The following is a 25,526-nucleotide window of genomic DNA, read 5'->3' as shown; positions in this document are numbered from 1 at the left end:
CGGCTCCGTCAGTCGGCCAGGCCGCGCAGCAGGTCGTTGACGCTGGTCTTGCTGCGGGTGCGGGCATCGACCTGCTTGACGATCACCGCGCAGTACAGCGAGTGGGTACCGTCCTTGCTCGGCAGCGAGCCGGACACCACCACGCTGTACGGCGGGATGTAGCCGTAGCTGATTTCGCCGGTGGCGCGGTTGTAGATACGGGTGCTCTGGCTGAGGAACACGCCCATGCCGATCACGCTGTGATGGCCGACGACCACGCCTTCCACCACTTCCGAACGCGCACCGATGAAGCAATGGTCTTCGATGATGGTCGGGCTGGCCTGCAGCGGCTCGAGCACGCCGCCGATGCCGGCACCGCCGGACAGGTGGCAGTGCTGGCCGATCTGCGCGCAGGAACCGACGGTGGCCCAGGTGTCGACCATGGTGCCTTCGCCGACGTAGGCGCCGATGTTGGTGAAGCTCGGCATCAACACCACGTCCTTGCCGAAATACGTGCCGCGACGGGCGATCGCACCCGGCACAACGCGCACGCCGCCGCGGCGGAATTTCGCCTCGTCATAGCCGGCAAAGCGCGATTCGACCTTGTCCCAGAACGGTGCCGGGCGTGCATCGACCACGGCCATGTCGTTGACACGGAAATACAGCAGCACCGCCTTCTTCAGCCATTCGTTGACCTTCCAGCCACCATGGCCGTCCGGCTCGGCGACGCGGAATTCGCCGCTTTCCAGGCCGTCGATCACGCGGTTGACCAGCGGACGGGTCGAGCCTTCCAGTTCGTGCAGGGTCAGCGTGGCGCGGCGCTCGAAGGCACTTTCGATGCCGAACTTCAGCTCTTCCACGCCCGGGCCGGCCGGCTTGCGCAGCGACTTGCGTGCGATGTTCTCGGCGCGCGCGGCTTCGGCGGTCTTGGCCGGGGCCTTCTTCGCCGGTGCCTTCTTCGCCGGTGCCTTCTTCACCGCAGCCTTCTTCGGCGCGGCAGTCTTCTTCGCAACCGGCTCAGCGGCAGTGGTCTTTCTGGCTGCTGCGCTCTTGGCGGTCGCGGCAGTCTTCTTTACAGGCTTGGTGGCCATCAGGCGGGGTCTCCGGCGTTTCGATCAGGGTCCAGGCAGGCCAGCATTGCGTCATGCAGCTGCTGCCGGGCGGATTCAGTCAGGGGGAGGTCGTGTTCGTCACTGATCACGAAGGTGTCTTCGGCGCGTTCGCCGAATGTGGCAATGCGCGCGTCCTGCACGCGCAGTCCCTGGTTGCGCAGCACGAACGCCACGTCGGCCAGCAGGCCGGGACGATCGGGTGCGACCAGGGCGAAACGGGTTGCGCCGGGTTCATCGCGGAACTCGATACGCGGGGCGAAACGGAAGTGGCGCAGCTGGCGTGGCACCACCCGGCGCGAGGGTCGCAGCCGCGTCAAATCGCCACTGAGCGCCTCGCGCAGGGCCGCTTCCAGGTTGGCGCTGCTGCCATCGGCAAACGTATCGGCCGGGCTCACTTCAAAATTATCGAAAATCGTGTCGGCCGGACCATCCAGCACGCGCGCGCGGTGGATGCCGTAGCCCTTGCGGTCCAGGGTCATCACGATCGCGGCGAACAGGCCGTCACGGTCCGGCGAATGCACGAACACTTCCAGCGCTGGATCATCGACACTGATCCGGCGAACCTTCACCAGGGTCTGGCCCTGCTTGATCGGTATCAGCGCGGCAGCCTGCCAGGCCAGCTGTTCCGGGCGCAGGCGGATGAAACCTTCGTCGGGCATCACCGCAAACTGGCGATCGATGGTGGCATCGTCGTAGCCCTGCTCGCGCACCAGCGCACGCACGCTGTCGCGCGCTTCGGCCACGCGTTCGGTGGCCGGAACCGGGTGCTCCAGGCCCTCGCGCAGCGCGCGCCGTGTCGCGAAGTACAGATCGGCCAGCAACCGGTCCTTCCACGCGTTCCACAGCTTCGGGCTGGTGCCGGCGATGTCGGCACAGGTCAGCAGATAGAGGTAATCCAAGCGGTCGCGACTGCCGACCAGGGTCGCGAAGCGATGGATCACGTCCGCATCGGCGATGTCCTGCTTCTGCGCGGTCACCGACATCCGCAGGTGCTGTTCGACCAGCCAGGCCACCAGTTCGGTGTCCGAACCGCTCAGCCCCTGCGCATGGCAGAACGCCCGTGCATCGACCGCGCCCAGTTCGGAATGATCGCCACCTCGGCCCTTGGCGATGTCGTGGAACAGGCCGGCCAGCAGCAGCAGCTCGGGCTTGCGCAGGCGCGGCCAGACTTCATGGGCGATCGAGAAACGTTCATCGGCGCGACTGCTGGCAAACAGCCCCATGTTGCGCAGGACCATCAGCGTGTGCTGGTCGACGGTGTAGACATGGAACAGGTCGAACTGCATGCGCCCGCTGACCTGGGCGAATGCGGGAATCCACTGCCCGAGCACGCCCAGCCGCGCCATGCGCGAAAGCGTGTCGACCGGGCGCTGGCCACGCAGCAGGGCCATGAACTGTTCGCGCGCGTCGGGGTCTGCCTGGTCATAGGCAGGCAGCAGCGGCAGCGATTCGGCCAGCGCACGCGCGGTCAACGAATGCAGGCCACGGATCTGCGGATTGTTCGCCCAGCTGGCGAACAGCGCGAAGACCTGGCCGATGTCAGCACTCGGCCAGTCGGCATCGTTGGCCGCCAGATAGCCACGGCGCAGGGCGAACCCCACGGTCAGCGGCTCGGGCTGCGCCTCGCCATCGAACTGTTCCTCGAAGCGCTGCAGCAGACGATCGCTGATCCGCCGCACCACCGAAGCGGCACGGTAGAAACCCTGCATCATCTTCTCGACGCCCAGGCTTTCGGCGTCGTCTTCAAAGCCCAGGCGCGCGGCCAGGGTCTTCTGGTAATCGAAGCGCAGGCGCTCTTCCGGGCGTCGCGCCACCAGGTGCAGGCCGAAGCGCAGTCGCGCCAGCACCGCACGTTCGCGCTTCAGCGCCGCGGCCTCGTCAGCGCCCAGGTGGCCCAGGCCGACCAGCGCTTCCAGATCGCGCACACCAAACGCACGCAGCGCCATCCAGCCCAGCGTGTTGAGATCGCGCAGGCCGCCGGGGCCATCCTTCAGGTCCGGCTCCAGGTTGTCGGCGGTGTCGCCAAAACGCTGGTGGCGGTTGCGCAGTTCCTCCAGCTTTGCCAGGAAGAACGCACGCGGCGGCCACAGTTCGCGGTCATCCACTGCCGCACGCAGCGCACGCCGCGCCGCCTCATCGGCCATCAGCGGGCGCGCTTCGATCAATGCCGTCAGCACGGTCTGGTCGGCTGCAGCCTCGCCGCACTGCCCGCCCGAACGCACCGCGTGACTGACCGCCAGGCCGCAATCCCACAGCAGCGCGAACAGGCGCGCGAGCGCCTCCTCATGGGCCAGCTGCGCCTGCGGATCGCCGAACACCAACAGGTCGATGTCCGAGCGTGGGAACAGTTCACCGCGCCCATAGCCACCGACCGCAAACAGCGACAGGCCACTGTCGGCCGGCAGGCAGCGCTGCCACGCATGGCGGATCAGGTGATCGGCCGCGCGCGCGCGCAATGCCAGCAGGCGCTCGATGTTGTCGCCCTGGTCGAAGCGGCGGTACAGGCGCGTATCGGCCTGCTGCAGCGCATCGCGCGCGGCAGCAGCCCAGTCCGGGTCGTTGAGCGACGCGGCCGGCGTGTCCAGCAGCGAACTCGCCGGCAGCATCGTCAGGAGACCTGCGACTCGCCCGGCGACAGGGTCAGCACGTCCACGCCGGTCTCGGTGACCGCGATCATGTGCTCCCACTGCGCCGACAGCTTGCGGTCCTTGGTCACCACGGTCCAGCCATCGGGCAGCACCTTGTTGTAACGGGTGCCCTCGTTGATCATCGGCTCGATGGTGAAGGTCATGCCCGGCTGCAGCACCAGGCCCTGGCCGGGACGGCCGTAATGCACCACCTGCGGCTCATCGTGGTAGACCTTGCCAATGCCGTGACCGCAGTACTCGCGCACCACGCTGAATCGCTCGCCTTCGGCATAGCTCTGGATCGCATGGCCGACGTCGCCCAGGGTTGCGCCCGGACGCACCGCGCGGATGCCGCGCCACATGGCCTCATAGGTGGCGTCGACCAGGCGCTTGGCCATCACCGACGGGGTGCCGACGAAGTACATGCGGCTGGTGTCGCCATGCCAGCCGTCCTTGATGACGGTGACGTCGATATTGATGATGTCGCCATCCTTGAGGACCTTCCCTTCGCTGGGAATGCCGTGGCAGATGACATTGTTGACCGAGGTGCACACGGTCTTTGGGAAGCCGCGGTAGCCGACGTTGGCCGGAATGGTGCCCTGCACGTTCACGATATGGTCGTGGCAGATGCGGTCCAGTTCCTCGGTCGTGACACCGGGCTTGACGTGGGGGGTGACGATGTCGAGCACTTCGCTGGCCAGGCGGCCGGCGATGCGCATCATCTCGATTTCCTGCGGGGTTTTGATATTCACGCTCATGGCTCCCATTATCGCCGATCCGGCCGCAATCTGAACGAACGCCACCCAACTGGCGATACGGGCCATGCACGGATCCGGCAAGGAAGGTGAAAGCGTGATGGCCCACACCCTTTCGATCGCCTGTTTCTCACGGAATACAGACACTTGCGGTGCCTACGCTGGCGCCACTGTCGTCAAATCGGCGCCGAACGTGCCGACTTCGCGCTGTTCAACGGACCTTCGGGTCAGGGAGGTTGTCCATGCGATCCGCAGCTCGTTCCCCTTTGGCCTGGGCCTTGGCCCTGCTGGTGGCAGGCCCGGCCGCCGCCGCCGACACCACCACGTTCAACGTCACCCTGGTGGTCACCAAGGCCTGCACCATTACTGCGGCCGCAGCCACCAACGTCGACTTCGGTACCGCCGCCTCCACCACCGCCACCCCGACCCTGGGCCAGGGCACCGTGACCGCGCAGTGCTCGGCGCTGACCCCGTACACCATCTCGCTGAATGCCGGCGCCAATGCCGGCACGGCCAATGACGTCACTACGCGGCGGATGAAGAACACCAACGCAGCAGTGACGGCCAACAACTACGTGGGCTACCAGCTCTACCAGGATGCTGCGCATACCCTGGTGTGGGGCGCCACCACGGGCACCAACACCCAGGCCGGTATCGGCACCGGCCTGGCGGTGCCCTACATCGTCTATGGCCAGATCCTCAACCTGAGCACGGCCAACGCTGCGACCGGCAACTACCTGGATACCGTTACCGCCACGATCACCTATTGATGGAGCACGCCCGAATGGCCGGATCCCGCCGGTGGCGCGCCACCGGCGTGGCGCTGCTCGTCTTTGGCCTGCTGGTGGCCGCCGAGGTCCCGGCGACCAGCCTGCAGGTCGCGCCCACCAGCCTGCAGCTGGAGGCACGCCAGCGCGCCGGCGAATTGTGGTTGACCAACAGCGGCACCTCGCCGGTGAAGCTGCAGGTGCGGGTATTCCGTTGGGTGCAGCAGGACGGCAACGAACAGCTGCTGCCCACCGAAGATCTGCTGGCCACGCCACCGATGCAGGAACTGGCCGCCGGCCAGCAGCAGCTGGTACGGGTCATCCGCGCCGTGGCCGACGCACCGGCTGCGCAGCAGTACTACCGGTTGATCGTCGACGAGGTGCCCGATCTGGCCACGCGCACCGAAGGCATGCAGTTCGTTTTGCGCTATTCCATTCCGGTATTCGTGCAACCCGGCGCCGGCAGCCGGCTCGCGCCACAGCTGCATGCCCGACTGGTCCGGTTGGACGACGGCCGCAACGGCGTGGAAGTGGGCAACACGGGCAACAGCTACGCGCAGATCGCCGACCTTGCCCTCGGCAGCAAGGAGCGCCCGCGCATCGTCCATCCGGGCCTGCTGGGCTACGTACTCCCCGGCCAGATCATGCGCTGGCCGCTGGAACGCACGGCGATCGACCGCGACAACGACCAGATCACGGCCAAGCTCAATGGCGAGTCGGAACAGACGCCGCTGCCGCCACCACCGGCTCGCTGAGACGCTGATGAGCGCAGCGCTCGGTGCGGCCCTGTCCCCGGCGGCTCATGCAGCCGATGTCTCCGGGGTCTCCGCCGATACCCTGCTGCCACCACCCACCCCACTCACAGCCAACCAGACGCTGTACCTGGACGTGACCCTCAACAGCACGCCACGCGGCCTGCTTCCCTTCACCGACAATCGGGGTCGCCTGCAGGCCAGCCCCGAGATCCTGCGCCAGCTCGGCTTCAACGCCAGCGGTGAGGTCCCGGTCTATCTGGACCAGATCAGCGGCGCGGTGGTGCGCTATGACGCGCAGCTGCAGACCCTCGCCCTGGACGTGCCAGTGGACCAGTTGACCCTGCCCACCACCATGCTCGGCCGCCCGCAGGTCCGTGCCCCGCGCGGCAGTGCCTCGCCCGGCGTCCTGCTCAACTACGACCTGTATGGCAGCCGCGTCGACAGCCTCGGCAACCTGACCCTGAGCTCTGAGCTGCGGGTGTTCGGCATAGGGGCCGGCACCTTCGACAACACCGCGGTCAGCCGTCGCTACCAGACCGGAGACCGCCACTGGCGCAGCGAAAGCGTACGCCTGGATACGCGCTGGACCCTGGATTTCCCGGACAGGGCGCTGACCCTGGAGGTGGGCGACTTCTACAGCGGCTTTGTCGACTGGAGCCGGCCGGTACGCCTGGGCGGACTGCAGATCGGCCGCAATTACGGACTGCAGCCGTACCGTGTACTCACTCCGACCCCGGCCTTCCTCGGCCAGGCGGTGGTGCCATCGACGGTCGAGCTGTATGTGGATGGCCTGCGCCAGTACAGCGGCCAGGTACCGGTCGGGCCGTTCCAGCTGGCGGCGCAACCGGGCATCAGCGGCACCGGCAGCGCGCAGGTGGTGGTCACCGATGCCTTCGGCCGCATGCAGACGCTGGATTTCAGCTTCTACGGCACCCAGCAGCTGCTGGCCAAGGGCCTGTCGGACTGGTCGCTCGGCGTCGGCCAGCTGCGCGAGCAGTTCGGCGAACGCTCCTTCGCCTACGACGACCGCACCGTGGCAAGCGCCAGCTGGCGCGGCGGCGTCAGCGATACCTTCACCGGCGAAGCACACGCCGAAGGCGGCGGCGGTCTGGCCCAGGCCGGCGTGGGTGGCTGGTGGCTGCTGGGCGGTGCGGGCGTATTCAATGCTGCTTACGCCCACAGCCACTACCAGGGTCTGCAGGGCGGCCAGTGGGCGCTGGGGTACAGCTGGAACAACCGGCGCTTCAATTTCAACCTGCGCAGCGTGCGCAGCCACGGCGACTACCGCGACCTGGGCGCGCTGCAGGCCAACCTGCCGCCCAGCATCAGCGAGCAGGCCACGGTCGGCCTGGACCTGTTGCGTTTGGGCACCTTGAGCGCCAGTTACCTGCGCCTGCGCTACCCCGATGGCGAGGACAGCCGCTATGCCAGCCTGTTCTGGTCACGCAGCTGGAGCCAGCGCTGGTCGGCCTACCTGTCGGTCAACCAGAACCTGGACAACAGCGATGACCGCAGTGTCTACCTGTCGCTGACCGCAAGCCTGGGCAACAACCGCCAGGCAAGCCTGTCCACCCAGCGCAACGGCGACCGCCAGAGCTGGGTCGCCGATGTCACCCAGCCGGTGCCTGGCGACGGCAGCGCCGGCGGCATCGGTTGGCGCGCCCAGGTCCGCCACGGCGACGGCGGCAGTGGCGGCTTGGCCGAAGTCGGCATCCTCAACGATGTCGGTCGCTACGCCTTGGGTGCCTCGCGGCAGGCCGGCCTCAACTACACCTATGGCAGCGCCAGCGGCAGCCTGGTGTGGATGGCCGGGCACACCTTTGCCGCCCGCGAAGTCGCCGATGCCTTCGCCGTGGTCAGCACGAATGGCATTGGCGGTGTTCCAGTGCGGCTTGAGAACCGCCTGATCGGTGTCACCGACGATCGCGGCCTGCTCCTGATCAGCCCACTGCTGTCCTGGCAGCGCAACCGCGTCTCCATCGACACCCTGGACCTGCCGGCGGACATGCGCGCCGATCGCATCGAGGATTGGGTGACACCGCGCCAGCGTGCCGGCACCGGGCTGACCTTCAACCTGCGCTCGCGGCCCTCGTTGACCCTCACCGTGCAGGACATGGCGGGGCAGCCGCTGGAAGCGGGCAGCGAGGTGCAGCTGCCGGATGGCCGCCAGGCATCACTTGGTTACGACGGACTGCTGTACCTGGAAGACGTGGCCGCTGGCACCGTGCTGTACATCACCACCAGCAGGGGACAATGCCGTACGCGGGTACCGGCATCGCCGCAGGTGGTCGCCGCAGGTGCATGGCCTCGTCCGGCGCCCCTGCAATGCGTGCCGGAGGTGGCGCCGTGAGCCTGCGCCCGCTGCTGCTCGGCCTGCTGCTGCTTGCAGGCCTGGTCGCCAGTGCACCGACGCGCGCGGCCGCCACCTGCACCGCCACCGCCGACGCGCTGCTGCCCTTCGGCAACGTCAGCAGCGGCGCTTCAGGTGCCACCCCCGGTACCTTGAACATCACCGTGAACTGCTCCACCGCCGCGCTCAGCCTGATCGCCACCACCGGCATCCGCGTCTGCATCGGCCTGGGCAATGGCACCGGCGGCACCAGTACTTCGCCGTGGCGGACAATGGTCAACGGCAGCAGTGATCCGCTCAACTTCCAGATCTACAACGTCGCCAACTACAGCGAAGTCACCGGCCTGGCACCGCGCGGCACACCGCCCGCACAGGAACTGACGATGACCTACAACGTGCCGCTGATCGGCGGCTCCGGCAGCCGTACCACGCAGTTGTTCGCACAGATCCCGGCCAACCAGTTGCTGGCCTCCGGCAACTACAGCAGCACCTTCACCGGTGCCAGCGTGGTACTCACCTGGGCCTGGAACGAGGTGCTGCTGGGCACCGCCACCGTTCCGGCCACCTGCAATGGCGGCGCTACCGGCACCAACACCGCCAGCAATGCCTTCACCTTCAATGCCACTGCCACGGTGCTGCCGCAATGCGGCAGCTACCTCACCACCACCATGAATTTCGGCAACGTCACCGGCGGCATTCCCGCCAACATCGACCAGACCGCCACCTTCACCCTGACCTGCCTCAAGCGCACCGCATTCCAGGTAAGCCTCGACAACGGCCAGAACAACCCTGCCCTGAGCAGTACCCGGCGCATGCGCACCACCATCGGCAGCAACAACTATTACCTGACCTATGAGCTGTATCGGGATGCTGCGCGCAGCCAGCGCTGGGGCAATACGCTCACCGTGGACACCTTCAGCGGCGTCGGCACTGGCAGCGCGCAACCGTTGACCATCTACGGCCGGGTACCGCCGGTGAGTGGCCAACCGCCGGCCGGCACGTACAACGACCTGGTACAGGTAACGATCACTTACTGAGTGACGCCCCGCACTACAGAATCCCCCCTGTCGGCCGATACCGCGCATCAAGTCGACAACGCAGTGGATGGCAGGTGGTTCGGGCAGTACTGATCGGAGTGATGTCCATTGCCAGCACGACAGCGTGGGCCGGCCCGGCGCCCGCCCCACTGCAGATCCGCCTGACCGTGGTTGAAGGCTGCGCAGGCACGGAGGGCGGCCCCCGTTGCCCGGTGCCACAGCAGCACAGCGACGCCCTGCACCTGCCGCCACAGATCCGTGAACTGGCCCCGCCAGCGCAGGACGAGCAAGGGCGTGCCGCATCCGAACCGCGTACCACCTACTACTGATGCGCCAACTGCTGCCCCTGCTGATGGCACTACTGCCCATGCCGCTACAGGCGCTGGATCTGATGCCGACAACGCTGCGCCTGCCGGCTGCACAGGGGCGGTCCGAGCTGTGGCTGCACAATCCTGGCCCTGGCCATTGGCGCGGCCAGGTGCAGATCTGGGCGTGGGACCAGCAACCGGGGGCCGAACACCTGCAACGCAGCGCGCTGGTGCTGGCCAGTCCGACCGTGCTGGACCTTCCTGTCGGTGCGCGGCAGCGCGTCTGGTTGCTGCCGGCGTCGTCCGCGCCGGTGGCCGCCGAACAGGCATTCCGTATCATCCTGGCACCGGCAGAACCGGCCATGCCACGCTATTCACTGCCCCTGTTCCGCGGCGAACCGGCCGGCCCAGCGCCCCCCTGCCTGCAGGCAGAAGTGGTGCTCAACGGGTCGCAACTGATACTGCGACTGCTGAACGGTGGCACCGGGCACGCGCGCCTGAGCGATCTTGCCTATGAGGCGGCTGGCGGCCACCGCAACCTGCTGCTGCCCGGCCTTGCCGGCTACATATTGGCGGCGCGCCAGCGCCAATGGCAGCTGCCGCCGCGCGCCGATGGCTATGCAGGCGGCAGGTTCCACGCTCGCCTGCAGGACGGTGCAGAGGTGATCCTGGCCGCGCCGACGCCCGCAATTGCAGCGCGCCGCCCAAGCGGGCTATAATCGCCGGGATGTCCTGCCGCCCTGTGCGCAGGACGCCGTCCACGCCGGACGTCACCGGTGAATCCACACCTGCTGCCCCCATCCGTGCCGGGGTGCTCCGCAAGGAGTTCGGCCACGGAGGCAACAGGGAAGCCCAACCCCGGAACCTTCAGCGCTTCCACGCGTCCCGCATACCTATCCCGCGGGCGGAATCGCCGGTTCCCCATCAGGAGTATTGCAATGCCCCAGGTCACCATGCGTCAGATGCTGGAAGCCGGCGTCCACTTCGGCCACCAGACCCGCTATTGGAACCCGAAAATGGCTCCGTACATCTTCGGCGCCCGCGGCAAGATCCACATCATCAACCTGGAAAAGACCGTCCCGCTGTTCAACGACGCGATGAACTTCATCTCGTCGGTTGCCCAGAAGCGCGGCACCATCCTGTTCCTGGGCACCAAGCGCAGCGCGCGTGAGTCGATCCGCGAAGAAGCCGAGCGTTGCGGCATGCCGTTCATGAACCAGCGTTGGCTGGGCGGCACCCTGACCAACTTCCGTACCGTCAAGCAGTCGGTTGCCCGCCTGAAGGAACTGGAAGCCGGTGAATCCGACGGCACCTTCGAGAAGCTGGTCAAGCACGAAGTGCTGGGCCTGCGTCGCGAGCGTGACAAGCTGGAAGCCTCGCTGGGTGGCATCAAGGACATGAACCGTCTGCCGGACGCGATCTTCGTCATCGATATCGGTCACGAAGACATCGCCATCAAGGAAGCCAAGAAGCTCGGCATCCCGGTGATCGCGGTCGTCGATACCAACTACAACCCGGAGCTGGTGGATTACGCGATCCCGGGCAACGACGACGCCATCCGTGCCGTGCAGCTGTACGCACGCGCCGCTGCTGACGCCGTGCTGGAAGGCAAGGCTGCTGCACCGCACGCTGCCACCGTCCGTGAAGAAGAGTTCGCCGACGCTCCGGCCGAAGAAGGCAAGCCGGTTCGCCGCGCTCCGGCCAAGAAGGCTGTTGCTGCCGACAAGGGCGAAGCCCAGGCCTGATCCAGGCCCCGGTGGGCGCCACGCGCCCACCTTTCCTGTCCGCTGCCGATGGCGCGACGACAGGAAACTGTCACACGGGCCGGCCACCATGCCGGCCCAACCCCTTTCTTTCGTGAGGTAATCCCGTGGAAATCACTGCTTCCCTGGTCAAGGAACTGCGCGAGCGCACCGGCGCCGGCATGATGGAATGCAAGAAGGCGCTCACCGAGGCCGGCGGCAACATCGACGCCGCTGCTGAAGCGCTGCGCAAGTCCGGCGCTGCCAAGGCCGACAAGAAGGCTGACCGCGTGGCCGCCGAAGGTCGTCTGGGCCTGGCCCAGGACGGCGGCAAGGCCGTGCTGGTCGAGATCAACTCGGAAACCGACTTCGTCGCCAACGACATCAACTTCAAGAACTTCGTCGATTCCGTCGCTGCCGCTGCCCTGGCATCGGGCGCCACCGACGTGGAAGTGCTGAAGAGCGCCAAGCTGGCCACCGGCGAAACCGTCGAAGAAGCCCGCGCCACCGCCATCCAGAAGCTGGGCGAGAACATCCTCATCCGTCGCCTGGTCAAGCTGGACACCACCGGCAACGTGGGTTCCTACGTCCACACCAACGGCAAGGTCGGCGTGCTGATCGACCTGATCGGTGGCGACGCCGAACTGGCTCGCGGCCTGGCCATGCACGTGGCTGCGCTGAAGCCGCCGCACAACAAGGCTGCCGACGTGCCGGCCGAGTTCGTGGAAAAGGAAAAGGAAATCGAACTGGCCAAGATGTCCGAGAAGGACAAGTCCAAGCCGGCCGACATCCTGGAAAAGATCATCAGCGGCAAGATCAACAAGATCGTCAGCGAAGTGACCCTGTACGGCCAGAGCTACGTGCTGGACGGCGACAAGACCGTCGAGCAGGTGGTCAAGGCCGCAGGCGCCGACGTGGCTGGCTTCCAGCTGCTGGTCGTTGGCGAAGGCATCGAGAAGGTGGTGGAAGACTACGCCGCCGAAGTTGCCAAGGCGATGCAGGTCTGATTCCAGCCTCCCGGCTGTAATGAAACCAGAAGGAGCCGCGGGAAACCGCGGCTCTTTTTTTATTTCAGGATGACTCCAGCACCGCACTTTGCTGGACTACGCCTCAGCCCGATACAGCAGGTTTATCAATAACTTAGGCGAGTTCAACATATGCCGGTGCTTTCCGAAACCTGACCTGACTTCCGACCGCCTGACTCCTATCCGGCTCTTGGAATCCGGGTCTTCCCAAGGAGTCATCATGGCTAAGATCAAACTTACTAAGTCCGCTGTCGACGCGGCGCAACCCCAGGCAGAGGCCGTCGAACTCAGGGATACGCTAGTCCCCGGCTTCCTGTGCAAGATTACCCCGGCCGGTCGCAAGGTGTTCATGCTCCAGTACCGAACGAACGCCGGCGAGCGACGCAAGCCTGCCTTGGGCCTGTTCGGCGAGCTGACTGTCGAACAGGCCCGCTCGCTGGCGCAGGAATGGCTGGCCCAGGTGCGCCGGGGCGGCGATCCGGCAGCGGACAAGGCCGAAGCGCGCCAGGCACCTACCGTTGAGGAGTTGTGCAAAAAGTTCATGGAGGACTACTCCAGGAAGCGCAACAAGCCCAGCACCCGAGTCGGCTATCAAGGCGTCATCAACCGCTGCATCATCCCGCTGCTGGGCCGCAAGAAGGTTCACGACGTGAAGCGGCCGGACGTTGCCGGGCTGATGGAAAAGCTTTCATACAAGCAGACCGAGGCCAACAAGGCGTTCAGCATCCTGCGCAAGATGTTCAACATGGCGGAGGTGTGGGGTTATCGGCCAGACGGCACCAATCCTTGCCGCCACGTCCCGATGTTCCCTGCCGGCAAGTCCACCCACCTCATCAGCGACGAGGACATGGGCAAGCTGTTCCGGCAGCTCGACAAGATCGAGGCCGAAGGGCTTGAGAACTACGTCATCCCGCTGGCGATTCGCCTGCAATTCGAGTTCGCCGCCCGCCGCTCCGAAATCGTCACGCTCGAATGGAAATGGGTCGATCTGGAGAATCGGCGCGTCGTCTGGCCCGACAGCAAGACAGGCGGCATGTCCAAGCCCATGAGCGAGGAAGCCTACCGGCTGCTTTCGACGGCACCGAGGCAGGAGGGCAATCCCTATGTGCTGCCGTCGCCACGCCATCCGGGGCAGCACCTGACCACGGGCGAGTATTACGGTGGCTGGTGCCGCGCGCTCAAGGCAGCGGGCGCGGCGCACGTGGGGACACATGGCATCCGCCATCGCTCTGCGACCGACATTGCCAATTCAGGTATCCCGGTCAAGGTCGGCATGGCGCTGACGGCGCACAAGACCGTCGTGATGTTCATGCGCTATGTCCACACCGAGGATGATCCGGTGCGCGAGGCGGCCGAACTCGTGGCGAACCGGCGCAAGACGATTACCGGTGCCAAGCAGCCTCCTGCGGAGGTGACAGCATGACCAGGCGCAGGGTATCCGTTCCTTCGTCGGCGGCGCTGTTGGGTGACATTCGGGGGCTGATCGAGGCGGCGCGGCAGCGGGCCGCCTCGGCGGTGAATAGCGAACTGACGATCCTCTACTGGCGCATCGGCCAGCGCATCCACACGCAGGTCTTGGATGGCCGACGGGCCGACTACGGTGAGGAGGTTGTGTTGACGCTGGCGGCGCAGTTGGTGAAGGAGTATGGCAGCAGCTTTGCAGTCAAGAACCTGCGCCGCATGGTGCAGTTCGCCGCCACCTTTCCCGACGAGCAGATTGTCGTATCACTGATACGACAATTGAGCTGGACGCATTTCATTGCCTTGATCCCGCTCAAAGACCCGCTCCAGCGGGACTACTACGCGCAGATGGCCGGTGCCGAACGCTGGAGCGTGCGGACGCTGCGGGAGCGCATCGACTCGATGCTGTACGAGCGCACGGCGCTGTCCAAAAAGCCGGGCGAGACGATTGCGCAGGAGTTGGCGACCCTGCGCGATGCGCAGCGCATGACACCGGCGCTGGTCATGCGCGACCCGTACATTCTCGACTTCCTGGGGCTGCGGGATACCTGGCAGGAGGGCGACCTGGAGGCGGCGATCATCCGCGAAATGGAATCCTTCCTGCTGGAGCTGGGCGCGGGCTTTTCCTTCCTGGCCCGGCAGAAGCGCATCCAGATCGACGACGAGGATTTCCATCTTGATTTGCTGTTCTACAACCGCAAGCTGCGGCGGCTGGTGGCGGTGGAGTTGAAGATCGGCGAGTTCAAGGCCGCCTACAAGGGGCAGATGGAGCTTTACCTTCGCTGGCTCGACAAGCATGAGCGGGAGCCGGAAGAAGCCTCGCCGCTGGGGATCATCCTGTGTACTGGCAAGAAGTCCGAGCAGATCGAGTTGCTGGAGTTGGACAAGTCCGGTATCCACGTCGCCGAGTATCTGACCACCTTGCCGCCGCGTGCGGTGCTGGGCGAACGGTTGCAGCAGGCGACCGAGCGGGCACGGCTGCAGATCGAGCAGCGCAAGACGGACATGGAGTAGTCCTGTCTCAAGCAGTCGGGCGTCCCGGCGTGCCGCCGTCGCGCTGTCGTGCTGCGCATCGAGCCTCGCTGCGCGAGTCTCGCCCTATCGGGCTTCCATCGTTCCCTCGCTCCGCTCTGCTGACGCCTCCGGCTCGGCTCGCTGATCCGTGCCTGCGCGCTTCGCTTGCCCCAAAAGCCGAGTGTGTGCAGTGGCAGGTGTGGGCGGTCTTGCTGTTCCCTTCACCGTATCACGGCGTTCTCGCCGTCAAGGGCGGCGCGCGCTTCTGCGCGCTTGCGTCCTGATGGCCGTCTTCGACCCCTGACTGCTTGCGCTGCGCCGTGCTGGCGACGGTTCCGGGCAATTCCGCCCGAGCAACCGGAGCACGATCATGTCGCAACTGTCCATTCCTTCCTTCGATTCCCCGTTGATGCTGCGTGACTCGCGCGGGCGCTACCGTCAGGCATCGGCCGACCAGATTCTCGAAGCCGCGCGCCAGGTCATCGACAAGAAGATGCAGCGGGGTGACGAGTTCACTTCGCCGACGGCGGTCAAGGACTACTTGCGCGCCAAGCTGGCCGGCTTCGAGCATGAAGTCTTCGCGGTGCTGTTCCTCGATACGCGCCATCGGCTGATCGACTATGCCGAGATGTTCCGCGGCACGATCGACAGCGCGGAGGTTCATCCGCGCGAAGTGGTCAAGGAGGCGCTGCGGCTCAACGCGGCGGCGGTCGTCATTTCACACAATCACCCGAGCGGGAACCCCGAGCCGAGCGCCACCGACAAGGCAATGACCTCGCAGCTTCGGCAGGCGCTGGCGCTGGTGGATGTTCGCACCTTGGATCACATCATCATCGCGGGCAGCACCACCACGTCTTTCGCCGAACGTGGCTTGATCTGAACGAGGGGGCTTCGGCCCCCTTTTTGCTGCGCCCGATGGCGCAGCTCCGGCCCTCGCGGGCCTGCGCGTGCTGCGCACTTGCCAAAGGCAGGGTGTGGGTGTGTCTCGTTGGGGGCGGGCTTGCTGTGTCCCTCCACCGTATCACGGCGTTCTCGCCGTCAAGGGCTGCACGCGGCTTGCGCGCTTGCGTCCTTGCGTCCGTTTGCGCCCCCTGACTGCTTGCGCTGCGCCGTGCTGGCGACGGTTCCGGGCAATTCCGCCCGAGCAACCGGAGATCGTCATGAACGACAAATCGCACGTTTCGCTTGAACGACACGTTTGCCTTGCCTGCGGTACTCGGTTCGACACCGGCGCCGTCCTGCTGGATCGCCTGCGCGCGAGCATGGATCGCCGCACGGCAACCGACTGGGGCTTGTGCCCCGAACATCAGAAGCTGTCCGACGATGGCTTTGTCGCCCTGGTCGAGTGTGACCCGCAGCGCGGCGGCTCGCCGGCGGGCGGTGGCCGCGTGAAGCCCGAACAGGCGTACCGAACGGGCCGCCTAGCGCACCTCAAGCGCGAAGCCTTCGCGCAGGTGTTCAACGTGCCGATCGCGGCCGACCAGCCGTGCGTCTTCGTCGAGCCCGGCGTGATCGAGCAGTTGCAGACGATGAAGGCGGCGAACTGATCGCGCCTGCGGCGCTTGCACTCCAGGGAAAGTGCCTTCGGCACATCCCCGCCGAGCTTTGCTTGGCGCCCCTGCAACACCGCCGCCCCGGCTGCGCCGGCGCGGCAATACCGAAGCCGCAAAGGCTGCTTGTCCACCTCAGACGATCCACGCTGCATCTCCACGACTGCATGGGCGTCCCCGGCCAAGAAGCATGACCGGTCGCGCTGTCGTGCGTGGCATCGAGCCTCGCTGCGCGAGTCTCGCCCCTGACGGGCTTCCATCGTTCCCTCGCTCCGCTCGGCTGACGCCTCCGGCCCGGATGCCTCGATCCGGGCCTGCGCGCTTCGCTTGCGTGCGGTCGGCACAAAGGGATGGCCGTTGCCTGTCCAGCCGTCTCCCCTGACTTCATCACCTTGTCCGCGACCGTAGCCCGCTCCCGTGTGCCGTCAAGGCGCGCAGGGCCGTGTCCTCGCTGCGCTGCGGGCCGCACCAACCCTGCGCTTGTCTCCTTGACGGCCCCCGTCCGCGCGCTCCTTTGGCCGCGGGCGATGAACTCAGGAAAGACGGCGGCAACGAGGCCAACCGGGTTCTTCGTGCCGACCGCACCGAACAGCCGAAGGCTGGGCTTCCGAATCTAGGAATTCGGTGTGCGGTTTGAACAGCAAACCTTTTTTTGTCAGGAGAAACGCAATGCAACTCGCATCCCGATTCGCTTCCCGTTCGCCGTCGCTGCGCAGCGATTACCCGCTATCCGATGAGCAGATTCACCGCGTGGCCCCGTCCATCTTTGCAGACGCCCCACATGAGAGCCGCTCGCAGCGGTACGCCTATATCCCCACCGCCGCCGTGCTGTCCGAGCTTCGCAAGGAGGGATTCCAACCCTTCATGGCTTGCCAGACCCGCGTGCGTGATGAAGGCAAGCGCGAGCACACCAAACACATGCTGCGGCTGCGGCACGCGAGCCAGATCAACGGCGCGGAAGCCAATGAAATTGTGCTTCTGAACTCGCATGACGGCACCAGCAGCTATCAGATGCTGGCCGGGATGTTCCGCTTCGTATGCAGCAATGGCCTTGTCTGCGGCGACACTGTGGCCGATGTGCGAGTGCCCCACAAAGGCGACGTGGCCGGTTCCGTCATCGAGGGCGCTTATGAGGTGTTGCGCGGCTTCGACCGAGTGAAGGAGTCCCGCGATGCCATGCGCGGCCTCACCTTGGACGATGGCGAATCCGAAGTGTTCGCCCGCGCCGCGCTGGCCCTCAAGTACGACGACCCAAACAAGCCCGCGCCCGTCACGGAAACGCAGATCCTGATGCCGCGCCGGTTCGATGACCGCCGCCCGGACTTGTGGAGCGTGTTCAACCGCACACAAGAAAACCTCACCCAAGGCGGCCTGCATGGTCGCAGCGCCAACGGACGCCGCCAGCAAACCCGCCCGGTGCAGGGCATCGACCAAAACATCCGCCTCAACCGTGCGCTTTGGCTGCTGGCCGATGGCATGCGCCAGTTGAAAGCCTGAACCCCTACGCGGCAGGGGCAGGCAGCAGCCCTTGCCGCTGTCTTCGCTGCTGCATCCCTGAACCGATAGGAGTTATCACCATGAACGCCAATACCCAAGTTTCCCAAATCGAAACCCGCGCCATCGAAACCGCCGCCCCGCTGGAAGTGGCCGACCCGACCAAGAACCTGATTCTGGTTCCGCTGTCGCGGCTGGTGTCGCGTCCCGCGGGCCGCAACGTGCGCAAGAGCCCGCGCATGTCCATTCCCGAACTTGCCGCCAGCATCCAGCGTGTCGGCCTGCTGCAAAACCTCATCGTGATTGCCGCCGCCGATGGCGAGCATTACGAAGTCGTGGCTGGGGGCCGCAGACTGGCCGCGTTGAAGCTGCTGGCGAAAAAGCACCGCATCAGCAAGGAATGGGAAGTGCCTTGCCTGCTGGTGGCCGATGGCACCGCACGCACGGCCAGCCTCACCGAGAACGTGCAGCGCGAAGCCATGCACCCCGCCGACCAGTTCGAGGCATTCGCCGCGCTGGTGATGGAGGGTCGCAGCATCGAGGACATAGCGGCGGATTTCAGCGTCACGCCGCTGGTAGTACAGCGCCGCTTGAAGTTGGCGAATGTTTCGCCGCGCCTGCTGGCCGACTACCGCGCCGATGCCGTCGCGCTCGATCAGTTGATGGCCTTGTCCATCACCGACGATCACGCCGCACAGGAAAGCGCCTTCTACGATGCGCCGACGTGGCAGCGCCAGCCGTCCGCGCTGCGCGACCGCCTGACCGAACGCGAAATCGACGCCTATCGGCATCCGCTGGTGCGCTTCGTTGGGCTGGACACCTACGACGCCGCAGGCGGCGGCATCCGCCGCGACCTGTTCGCCGAAGGCGATGCGGGCGTGTATCTGACCGATGCTGCGCTGCTGGAACGGCTGGCGCAAGACAAGCTGGCAAGGATCGCCGCCGAGGTGAAGGCCGAAGGCTGGGCATGGGTGGATGCCACGCCGAGCGTGACCCATGCCGACCTGCACGCCTTCCAACGTGCCCCGAGGGAACGCCGCGAACCGAACAAGCGCGAAGCCGCACGCATCGAAAAGCTGCAAGCCAAGCTGCACGAACTGGCCGAAGCCGTGGATACCGCGCTGGATGCCGACGACGAAGACAAGGCCGATGCCTTGCAGGAGGAAGGCGAACGCCTGGGCGAACAGTTACAGGCGCTGGAAGATGGCTTGCAGGACTACAGCGCGAACGTGAAGGCCGCAGCCGGTGCCATCGTCACCCTCGACCGCAACGGCGCAGCCGTGGTGCATCGTGGCCTGATGCGCGAAGCCGAAGCCAAGGCGTTGCGCACGCTGGAACGCTTGCGGGAGGGTTTTGGTGGTGAGGACGCCGCGAACGAGGACGAAGGCGAGGACGCCGAGCAACCCAAGGCCGCAGTCATGTCCGACCGGCTGGCGCAGCGCCTGAGCGCCCACCGTACCGCCGCGCTGCAAATCGAAGTCGCCCGGCATCCACAAGCCGCGCTGGCTGCCGTGGTGCATAGCATGGTGCAGAGCGTTTTGCAGGAACACCGTTACGGCCACGACCAGTCGCTGGGCGTGAGCTTGAAAGTGCAAGACCGGCTGGAAGGCATGGCCCCGGATTGGCCCGAATCGCCCGCCGCCGTGGCGCTGCACGAACTGCAACAGGTGGCGGGCGAAGCCTTGCCGCAGGACAGCGCCAAACTGTTCGCCGCGCTGCTGGCGAAGTCGCAGGATGAACTGGTGCGGCTGCTGGCCGTGTGCGTGGCTTCCACGGTTGACGTGGTGACGCCTCGCGCCATGACGCAGCAACCGGGCGCGGAACTGGCGCAGGCCGTGGGGCTGGATATGGCGGAATGGTGGAAGCCGACCGCCGAGGGCTATTTCCAGCATGTGCCGAAGGCGGCGATTCTTGACGCCGTGGGCGCGTTCGCCCCGGCCCACATCACCCGGCTGGCGAAGTTGAAGAAGGGCGACATTGCCCGCGAAGCCGAACGGCTGGCCGATGGCACTGGCTGGATGCCCGCCATCTTCCGCACCGAAGGCCCGCGGCAGGATGCGCAGGTCGTGACAAAGGATGAAGACGCCGAAGCACCGGAGGCCGCCGCTATGGCGGATGAACCGACGCAGCCCGAGCAATTGGCCGCGTGATCTCCCCATCCATGCAAGCAAGCGCCTTGGCCTCGGCCAAGGCGTTTTTGCTGTCCAGTCAGCACCGGCCCCAAGCCGTGCCGCCTTGGGGCCGGTGGTCAAAAAAGCCGGGCGCGACAGTGGCCGCGCCCGGCTCAAATCCTTGACCTCAACTGTCCGACATCATCGAAAGGACTCACCAACCGCCACCCATGTCCAGTATCATTTTTCAGATCTGGCAGTTATGCCTAACAACGGTATTGCACGCTTCGCGCATCAATAAGGGTTAGGAGCCGCTATGGCTGAGAATTTGCTTTTCTTCATCATTCCTTTTGCCATCGCTGCCGCGTTGCCGGGGCCGGCACAAGGCGCACTTGTGGCACGTGTCGTTTCGTCGGGAGGCGGTTCATCGGGCCTTCTCTTTGTATTGGGCATGGTGCTCGGCAATTTGATCTGGCTTGCTGCCGCCATGTTTGGTTTGTCGGCGGTTGCCCTGCGCTACGAAGGACTATTCATCGCCATTAAATGGGTGGGTGTCGCATATCTGCTTTTCATGGCCTGGAAACTTTGGAATGCGCCGCCTGTCATTTCCGAGACTTCAAAAGTGGATACCAGCGGCTTGGTGCCGGGTATGTTGCTGACAATGGGGAATCCGAAAGCGGTTGTGTTTTTTGGGGCCGTGCTTCCTCATGCTTTCGATATGACCTCACTCTCATACGTGCACATGGGATTGATTCTGGTGCTGGGTCTGGTGATCGACCTTTCCATACAGCTTACGTATCTGTTTGCAGCGACTCGGGCGCGCAAATTCGTTCAGTCCGAGCGCCACATGAGATTGGTCAATCGCTCATCGGCTGGTCTGATGACCGGGGCGGCCGCCGTGATTGCATCAAGGGGTTAGCCCCAAAACACGCGGTAGCGTGTCGGCGCATAGCGCTCCATTCAATCGCCACCATCGGACGACTGTCGTTGTGGTTCGCCTGGATCATCCCGGGCGTTCTTCCGTCATCCAATACACCAAGGCCGCCACGGGCAGCGCGATACCGAAGGCAGATGCCCATGCCCAGCCGCCGCTCGCATAGGCCCAAGCGCCGAGCGCCGAGCCGAGCGCGCCGCCCAGGAAGAACGTGGTCATGTACAGGCCGTTGAGCCGGGCGCGCACTTCCGCACCCAGCGCGAAAATGGCACGCTGCCCCAGGGTCATGTTGGCCGCCACCCCGAAGTCCAGCACGATGGCCGCCAGCACCAGCCAGCCAAGCGACCATGACGAGCCGGGCGCGCCGAGATGCGTCAACAGGAAGCCCGATGCCACCGCCAGCATGGCCGCTGCCGTGGCCGGACGGCTCCAGCCCCGGTCCGCCACGCGGCCCGCGATAGGCGCGGCGATGGCGCCCGCAACACCGGCGAGTGCGAACAAGGCGATGCCGCCTTGCGAGAGGCCATAGGTAGGCCCGGCCAGCAGCAGCGGCGTGGTCGTCCAGAACAGGCTGAAAGCGCCGAACAAGGCGGCATGGTAAAGCGCACGGCGACGCAGTGCCGGCGTCGTGCGCGCCAAGCCGGCCATCGACGCCAGCAGTTCGCCATAGCGCAGATTTCCGGCGGGCGCACGCTGCGGCAGCTTCCAGCTCAACACACCGGCCAGCAATACCATCCCCACGGCGGACGCGAAGAACACCAGATGCCAGGAGGCAAGCTGGGTGATGAAGCTCGATACCGGGCGGGCCAGCATGATGCCCAGCATCAAGCCGCTCATCACGTTGCCCACCACGCGACCGCGAACAGCGACCGGAGCCATGTGTGCGGCATAGGGCACCAGCACTTGCACTGCGACAGTTCCGATGCCGATGCCCAGCGCCGACAGCAGGAATGGCAGTGGCTGTGTGGACAACCCTGCGCCTAGCAGCGACAGCGCGGCAATCAGCAGCAATGTCAGCGTCAGCTTCCGGTTCTCGATCAAGTCGCCCAGCGGCACGATCAGCAGCAGACCCAGACCGTAGCCGATTTGTGTCAGCGTAACGATCAACCCCGTCGCCTTGGCGGACAGGCCAAGCGCCGAACCGATCGGCCCCGCCAGCGGCTGCGCATAGTAGATGTTGGCGGCGATCAGGCCGCAGGCCACGGCGAGAAGCGAAGTCAGCCAGGGGGATATGGCCGATGGTTCCGCCGTGGCGGTCGTCGAAGAAGCAGGTGTTGTCATAAAAAACTCTCAAATAAAGGGAATATTTATTTCCTAAATTGGCAAAAAAATATCAATCCAGGAACTTCAACGCGGTATCGGCCACGGCCTGCATGTCCTCCTTGCTCCGGCCTGCCTTGCCGATGACGCGCATACCTTGCAGCACGCAGAGCATTAGCCGGGCCGTCGCCTGGCTGTCGAGCGTCGTGGGGATCGAACCATCGTCTTGCCCTTGCCGTATGAGTTCGCCCAGCATGGTTTCGCTTCTCTCCAGCGAGCTGGTGACGCGCCGCGCGATCTCCTCATCGAAGGTCCCCAGTTCGCTTGCGCCACTGACCACCAGGCATCCCAACTGACCTTGTGCGCCGCAGGACGAGGCAGCGAAGAAATCGAGGGCATTGCGCAACCGCTCGCGGCCATCGCGGCCGCCCTGGATGGCCTCGCTCAACTGCGCATCACGCATTGCCTTGTAGTGGTCGAACGCAGCCAGGAACACCGCGCGTTTGTCCTTGAACGCCTTGTAGATGCTGCCTGCCGCCAACCCCATCGCCGAGGTTAGGTCGGTAATGGAGGTCGCGTGATATCCACGTTCACAGAACACACGAACGGCCTTGTCCAGAGCTTCATCCATGTCGAACTCGCGTGGTCGGCCACGGGTGCGGGCAGTGGTGTTGGATGATGGATAAGGTCTAGGCATGACGCAGTACGCCAATATTAGGGAATGATTATTTCCCAATATAACATGAAGCGGCTTCGTGTCATTGGTGCGTGTCGGCACCGTGTGCCGCCGGACTTTCGGGCTGCACCCCATTGCCGCCAATGGCGTCATAGCCATCCGGTGTCAATCCCTCACGTCTTCGCGCCCGCGGTGCTGCTAGGGGACCAGAGCAAGGCCCGTCCCCGACGCTTGCAGCTCGTCACCCTCGAATGCTACCGAACCGGCATTGTCGGATGGGTCACGGCGGTGCGCCGCCCCTCGCGGCGGCGCACACACTATGTAGATCTTGTCCTGCGCATGCCCCACGGCAAGACCACCGCTACCGTCGGCAGTCCCGCGCCGAACCACAGTGAGGTGCCCAGGCCATGCCGGTCGGCGACCTCGCCAGCCAGCACCAGCCCGATCACCTGGCCGACCACGAAGACGGCGGTAAACAGCGCCATCGCCTTGGCGACCTGCGCGGGCGGCATGTTCTGGCGCTGCAACACGGCAATTGGGGCCGGCGCCGATCTGACAGATTTTCACTCCATCACGGGGCGCGGCTGTAGCCGCGCCCGAAAAACGCACAACGCCATGCTCGATTCATAAACCCAAGTCGGGGCGAGCTGGATTGGAAAGGGCTTCAAATTGCTGAAAGCACCGCTTCCGCAGCTTCGACGAAACCAGCGCCGCCTGGCCCGTTCGTCACCCAACGCGGAGGCACGGGAATTTCGTGCAGATAACGCCGCACGGTGCTAACGCCAACACAATGTTTGAAGAAGCCAAACATAGGAGCATCGTTTGTCGAGTCTCCGGTATAGAGCACGGCTTCGGGATGGGTGTCGATATTGAGTCCATAAGTCTCGGCAAGAACTCGCCTTGCCATGCTCAATTTGTCGTATCCCCCCACCCACCCCAAGACCCATAGGTTGTTCAGCGTGGCATCAGCACCCAGCTCCCGTAGCCGCGCGATGAGGCGCTGGGTGATTGCAGAATTTTCTGGCTGCGTGAAGGCGATGCTGGTGAGCCGAAAGGGTTGGTCATCTGCCAAGGCGGCTTGTGGTATTTCTTCGCGCAGTGTCCGCGCGATGCTGTCCAGGCGAGCAGCTACGGTTAGCCTACCGTCCTCACTGTGCCAGAAACGGCGCGTGACGCCATGCCCGCCAGGCGCACGCTGGAAAAACAAGCCGCCGTTTTCGCCGATAACCCCGTCAACAGGCCACATGCGGGCCATCTGGTCGCACCAACCCGCTGGCGCAGCCGTTACGGGGATGACCTTGATTCCCTTGTCTTGCAACCGCTCCAACGCTCGGTAGGTAGCGGCGGCCAACCGGCCCTGATAGGTCAGGGTTTCATCCATGTCGGTCAGGATGAAACGCACAGTTTTGAATTCATCGGACGCAGCGGTCGATAAGGGGCGCATGAATCGGTTCTTCCATTGGTTCTTGATAGTTGTTTTTCATTGCATGGTATAGAACATCGAAACTTAGTTCATTTCATAACTTGTCCAATGGCGTTTTGGTCACCTTGAAAAATCTGTTGTGCATGTCTGCGCATAGCGCCGCCGGGCTTTCGGGCTGCGCCTCATGCCGCCAATGGCGTCCTGTCCATTCGGCTTCAATCCCTTATGCCTTCGCGCCTGCGCCGCTGCGCACTTCGCTTGCGGGACAAATCAGCACACCGCCGCAATGAGCGGTACTTGTGAGGCTACACCTGGGCTTGCTGCGGCAGGTTTGTGCGAAAGCGTGCCGTCCTCGACGCTGGCGGTCCAATGCAACCACGTCACGAAGGACGGTTCACGGACACCGCGCGGCCTCGCTATGGCGCATCCACACCACACCTCAAGCCAGCCGCCGCAGGATACGACTGGGACGCTCCCGCCAATCGTGGCGGGCAGACTTGGTCGCATCAGGGCGCATGTCGGTGCAGCCGTCATGCGGGGATGCCGAGTCGGCCACGTCTCCATTCGGGAGTGGGCGGCCCGTGCGTCCTTGGCTTGTCGTGAATCCTGGCGGTGGCGCGGCTGCGCCTTGGGCTTCATGGCCGCAACCTTCCAGCGAAAACAATTTCCCCGTCGCTGCGCGGCTTCCTCGCGCAGCAAATTCTCTTCGCTTCCAGGTTCTCCACGGTGTTGCGACCGCTGCGCGGTGCGGCCAGCCCATCCCTCGCCGGCCGGTTCACAACAAGGACGCACTGGCGCGACCTTGTTCAACCGAAAGGAGAAACATCATGGCTAACATCGGCACCTTCAGCGCAGACAAAGACGGCTTCACCGGCACGCTCCGTACCCTGACGCTCAACGTCAAGGTCAAGCTGGTTCCCAACGACAAGGGCGACACCGAGAACGCCCCCGACTTCCGCCTTCAGGCGGCTGGACACGACATCGGCGCGGGGTGGCGGAAAGTCAGTGAAGCCGGACGCCCCTATGTGTCCGTGTCCCTCGACGATCCTTCGTTCCCGGCAACGGTCTATGCCCGCCTGATCGAAGGCGAGGACGGCACGCACGACCTGATCTGGTCGCGCAGCAAGCCCAAGGCGGCCTGACGGC

At 65.0% G+C, this 25,526-nt stretch carries 23 protein-coding genes; 16 read left to right on the top strand and 7 right to left on the bottom strand.

The window, feature by feature from the left end:
- Positions 1-8: 8 nt before the first annotated feature.
- From dapD to map, 3 genes are read right to left on the bottom strand one after another with little or no spacing between them, the layout of a single operon-like run.
- Complete coding sequence (gene dapD, locus ACEF39_RS06860; protein ID WP_500287409.1) at positions 9-1,070, bottom strand: 2,3,4,5-tetrahydropyridine-2,6-dicarboxylate N-succinyltransferase; 1,062 nt, start codon at positions 1,068-1,070, stop codon at positions 9-11.
- Positions 1,070-3,679 (bottom strand): [protein-PII] uridylyltransferase, encoded by a 2,610-nt coding sequence (locus tag ACEF39_RS06855; protein ID WP_500287989.1) that lies wholly within the window; start codon positions 3,677-3,679, stop codon positions 1,070-1,072. Before ACEF39_RS06855 ends, dapD begins: the two co-directional genes overlap by 1 nt.
- Positions 3,680-3,699: 20 nt before the next feature.
- The gene (gene map, locus ACEF39_RS06850) at positions 3,700-4,476 is read right to left on the bottom strand and encodes a type I methionyl aminopeptidase (RefSeq protein ID WP_500287408.1); all 777 of its coding nucleotides are present in this window, start codon (positions 4,474-4,476) and stop codon (positions 3,700-3,702) included.
- Positions 4,477-4,715: 239 nt separating this feature from the next.
- Between map and ACEF39_RS06845 the strand changes: the two genes are divergently transcribed.
- From ACEF39_RS06845 to ACEF39_RS06775, 15 genes are all read left to right on the top strand, one after another.
- Positions 4,716-5,243 (top strand): Csu type fimbrial protein, encoded by a 528-nt coding sequence (locus tag ACEF39_RS06845; protein ID WP_488765524.1) that lies wholly within the window; start codon positions 4,716-4,718, stop codon positions 5,241-5,243.
- Positions 5,243-5,995, top strand: coding sequence for a fimbrial biogenesis chaperone (locus ACEF39_RS06840; protein ID WP_500287407.1), 753 nt, complete (start codon positions 5,243-5,245; stop codon positions 5,993-5,995). The genes ACEF39_RS06845 and ACEF39_RS06840 overlap by 1 nt, the downstream gene beginning before the upstream one ends.
- Before the next feature lie 7 nt (positions 5,996-6,002).
- The gene (locus ACEF39_RS06835; RefSeq protein ID WP_500287406.1) at positions 6,003-8,345 is read left to right on the top strand and encodes a fimbria/pilus outer membrane usher protein; all 2,343 of its coding nucleotides are present in this window, start codon (positions 6,003-6,005) and stop codon (positions 8,343-8,345) included.
- A 2-nt stretch (positions 8,346-8,347) separates the two neighbouring features.
- On the top strand, positions 8,348-9,382 hold the full coding sequence (locus tag ACEF39_RS06830) for a Csu type fimbrial protein (RefSeq protein ID WP_500287988.1): 1,035 nt from the start codon (positions 8,348-8,350) through the stop codon (positions 9,380-9,382).
- Between the two features lie 101 nt (positions 9,383-9,483).
- The gene (locus ACEF39_RS06825; RefSeq protein ID WP_500287405.1) at positions 9,484-9,711 is read left to right on the top strand and encodes a hypothetical protein; all 228 of its coding nucleotides are present in this window, start codon (positions 9,484-9,486) and stop codon (positions 9,709-9,711) included.
- Entirely contained in the window at positions 9,711-10,409 is a 699-nt protein-coding gene (locus tag ACEF39_RS06820) for a fimbrial biogenesis chaperone (RefSeq protein WP_500287404.1), read from the top strand. Before ACEF39_RS06825 ends, ACEF39_RS06820 begins: the two co-directional genes overlap by 1 nt.
- A gap of 219 nt (positions 10,410-10,628) precedes the next feature.
- On the top strand, positions 10,629-11,435 hold the full coding sequence (gene rpsB / locus ACEF39_RS06815) for a 30S ribosomal protein S2 (protein WP_089239851.1): 807 nt from the start codon (positions 10,629-10,631) through the stop codon (positions 11,433-11,435).
- Positions 11,436-11,560: 125 nt separating this feature from the next.
- The gene (gene tsf / locus ACEF39_RS06810; protein ID WP_165376694.1) at positions 11,561-12,439 is read left to right on the top strand and encodes a translation elongation factor Ts; all 879 of its coding nucleotides are present in this window, start codon (positions 11,561-11,563) and stop codon (positions 12,437-12,439) included.
- A 238-nt stretch (positions 12,440-12,677) separates the two neighbouring features.
- Positions 12,678-13,880 (top strand): tyrosine-type recombinase/integrase, encoded by a 1,203-nt coding sequence (locus ACEF39_RS06805; RefSeq protein WP_047128803.1) that lies wholly within the window; start codon positions 12,678-12,680, stop codon positions 13,878-13,880.
- The gene (locus ACEF39_RS06800) at positions 13,877-14,932 is read left to right on the top strand and encodes a PDDEXK nuclease domain-containing protein (protein ID WP_313459252.1); all 1,056 of its coding nucleotides are present in this window, start codon (positions 13,877-13,879) and stop codon (positions 14,930-14,932) included. Before ACEF39_RS06805 ends, ACEF39_RS06800 begins: the two co-directional genes overlap by 4 nt.
- Before the next feature lie 370 nt (positions 14,933-15,302).
- Positions 15,303-15,812 carry a RadC family protein gene (radC, locus tag ACEF39_RS06795; protein ID WP_313459205.1) on the top strand — a complete coding sequence of 170 codons (510 nt, stop codon included), beginning with the start codon at positions 15,303-15,305 and terminating at the stop codon, positions 15,810-15,812.
- Positions 15,813-16,092: 280 nt separating this feature from the next.
- Positions 16,093-16,479 (top strand): ATPase, encoded by a 387-nt coding sequence (locus tag ACEF39_RS06790; RefSeq protein ID WP_313459207.1) that lies wholly within the window; start codon positions 16,093-16,095, stop codon positions 16,477-16,479.
- Between the two features lie 672 nt (positions 16,480-17,151).
- Positions 17,152-17,979: a DUF932 domain-containing protein gene (locus ACEF39_RS06785; RefSeq protein ID WP_313459208.1), complete on the top strand. Its 828-nt coding sequence runs from the start codon at positions 17,152-17,154 to the stop codon at positions 17,977-17,979.
- Between the two features lie 80 nt (positions 17,980-18,059).
- On the top strand, positions 18,060-20,126 hold the full coding sequence (locus ACEF39_RS06780; RefSeq protein WP_313459210.1) for a ParB/RepB/Spo0J family partition protein: 2,067 nt from the start codon (positions 18,060-18,062) through the stop codon (positions 20,124-20,126).
- Between the two features lie 277 nt (positions 20,127-20,403).
- On the top strand, positions 20,404-21,006 hold the full coding sequence (locus ACEF39_RS06775; protein WP_313459212.1) for a LysE family translocator: 603 nt from the start codon (positions 20,404-20,406) through the stop codon (positions 21,004-21,006).
- A gap of 84 nt (positions 21,007-21,090) precedes the next feature.
- Here ACEF39_RS06775 and ACEF39_RS06770 read toward each other — a convergent pair whose 3' ends face one another.
- From ACEF39_RS06770 to ACEF39_RS06755, 4 genes are all read right to left on the bottom strand, one after another.
- Positions 21,091-22,302, bottom strand: a complete 1,212-nt coding sequence (locus ACEF39_RS06770) for an MFS transporter (RefSeq protein ID WP_313459214.1) — start codon at positions 22,300-22,302, stop codon at positions 21,091-21,093.
- Positions 22,303-22,354: 52 nt separating this feature from the next.
- The gene (locus ACEF39_RS06765) at positions 22,355-22,912 is read right to left on the bottom strand and encodes a TetR/AcrR family transcriptional regulator (RefSeq protein ID WP_313459215.1); all 558 of its coding nucleotides are present in this window, start codon (positions 22,910-22,912) and stop codon (positions 22,355-22,357) included.
- A gap of 362 nt (positions 22,913-23,274) precedes the next feature.
- Positions 23,275-23,469, bottom strand: a complete 195-nt coding sequence (locus tag ACEF39_RS06760; protein ID WP_500287403.1) for a hypothetical protein — start codon at positions 23,467-23,469, stop codon at positions 23,275-23,277.
- Positions 23,470-23,621: 152 nt separating this feature from the next.
- Positions 23,622-24,401 carry an HAD-IIB family hydrolase gene (locus ACEF39_RS06755; protein WP_313459220.1) on the bottom strand — a complete coding sequence of 260 codons (780 nt, stop codon included), beginning with the start codon at positions 24,399-24,401 and terminating at the stop codon, positions 23,622-23,624.
- 806 nt (positions 24,402-25,207) lie between these two features.
- Between ACEF39_RS06755 and ACEF39_RS06750 the strand changes: the two genes are divergently transcribed.
- The gene (locus tag ACEF39_RS06750; RefSeq protein ID WP_313459223.1) at positions 25,208-25,522 is read left to right on the top strand and encodes a DUF736 domain-containing protein; all 315 of its coding nucleotides are present in this window, start codon (positions 25,208-25,210) and stop codon (positions 25,520-25,522) included.
- Positions 25,523-25,526: the final 4 nt, after the last annotated feature.

This window comes from Stenotrophomonas indicatrix, assembly GCA_041545745.1.
In the GTDB taxonomy this organism is placed as follows: domain Bacteria; phylum Pseudomonadota; class Gammaproteobacteria; order Xanthomonadales; family Xanthomonadaceae; genus Stenotrophomonas; species Stenotrophomonas indicatrix_A.
The sequence above is the reverse complement of the archived record's forward strand: the minus strand, read 5'-3'. Positions and strand labels throughout refer to the sequence as shown.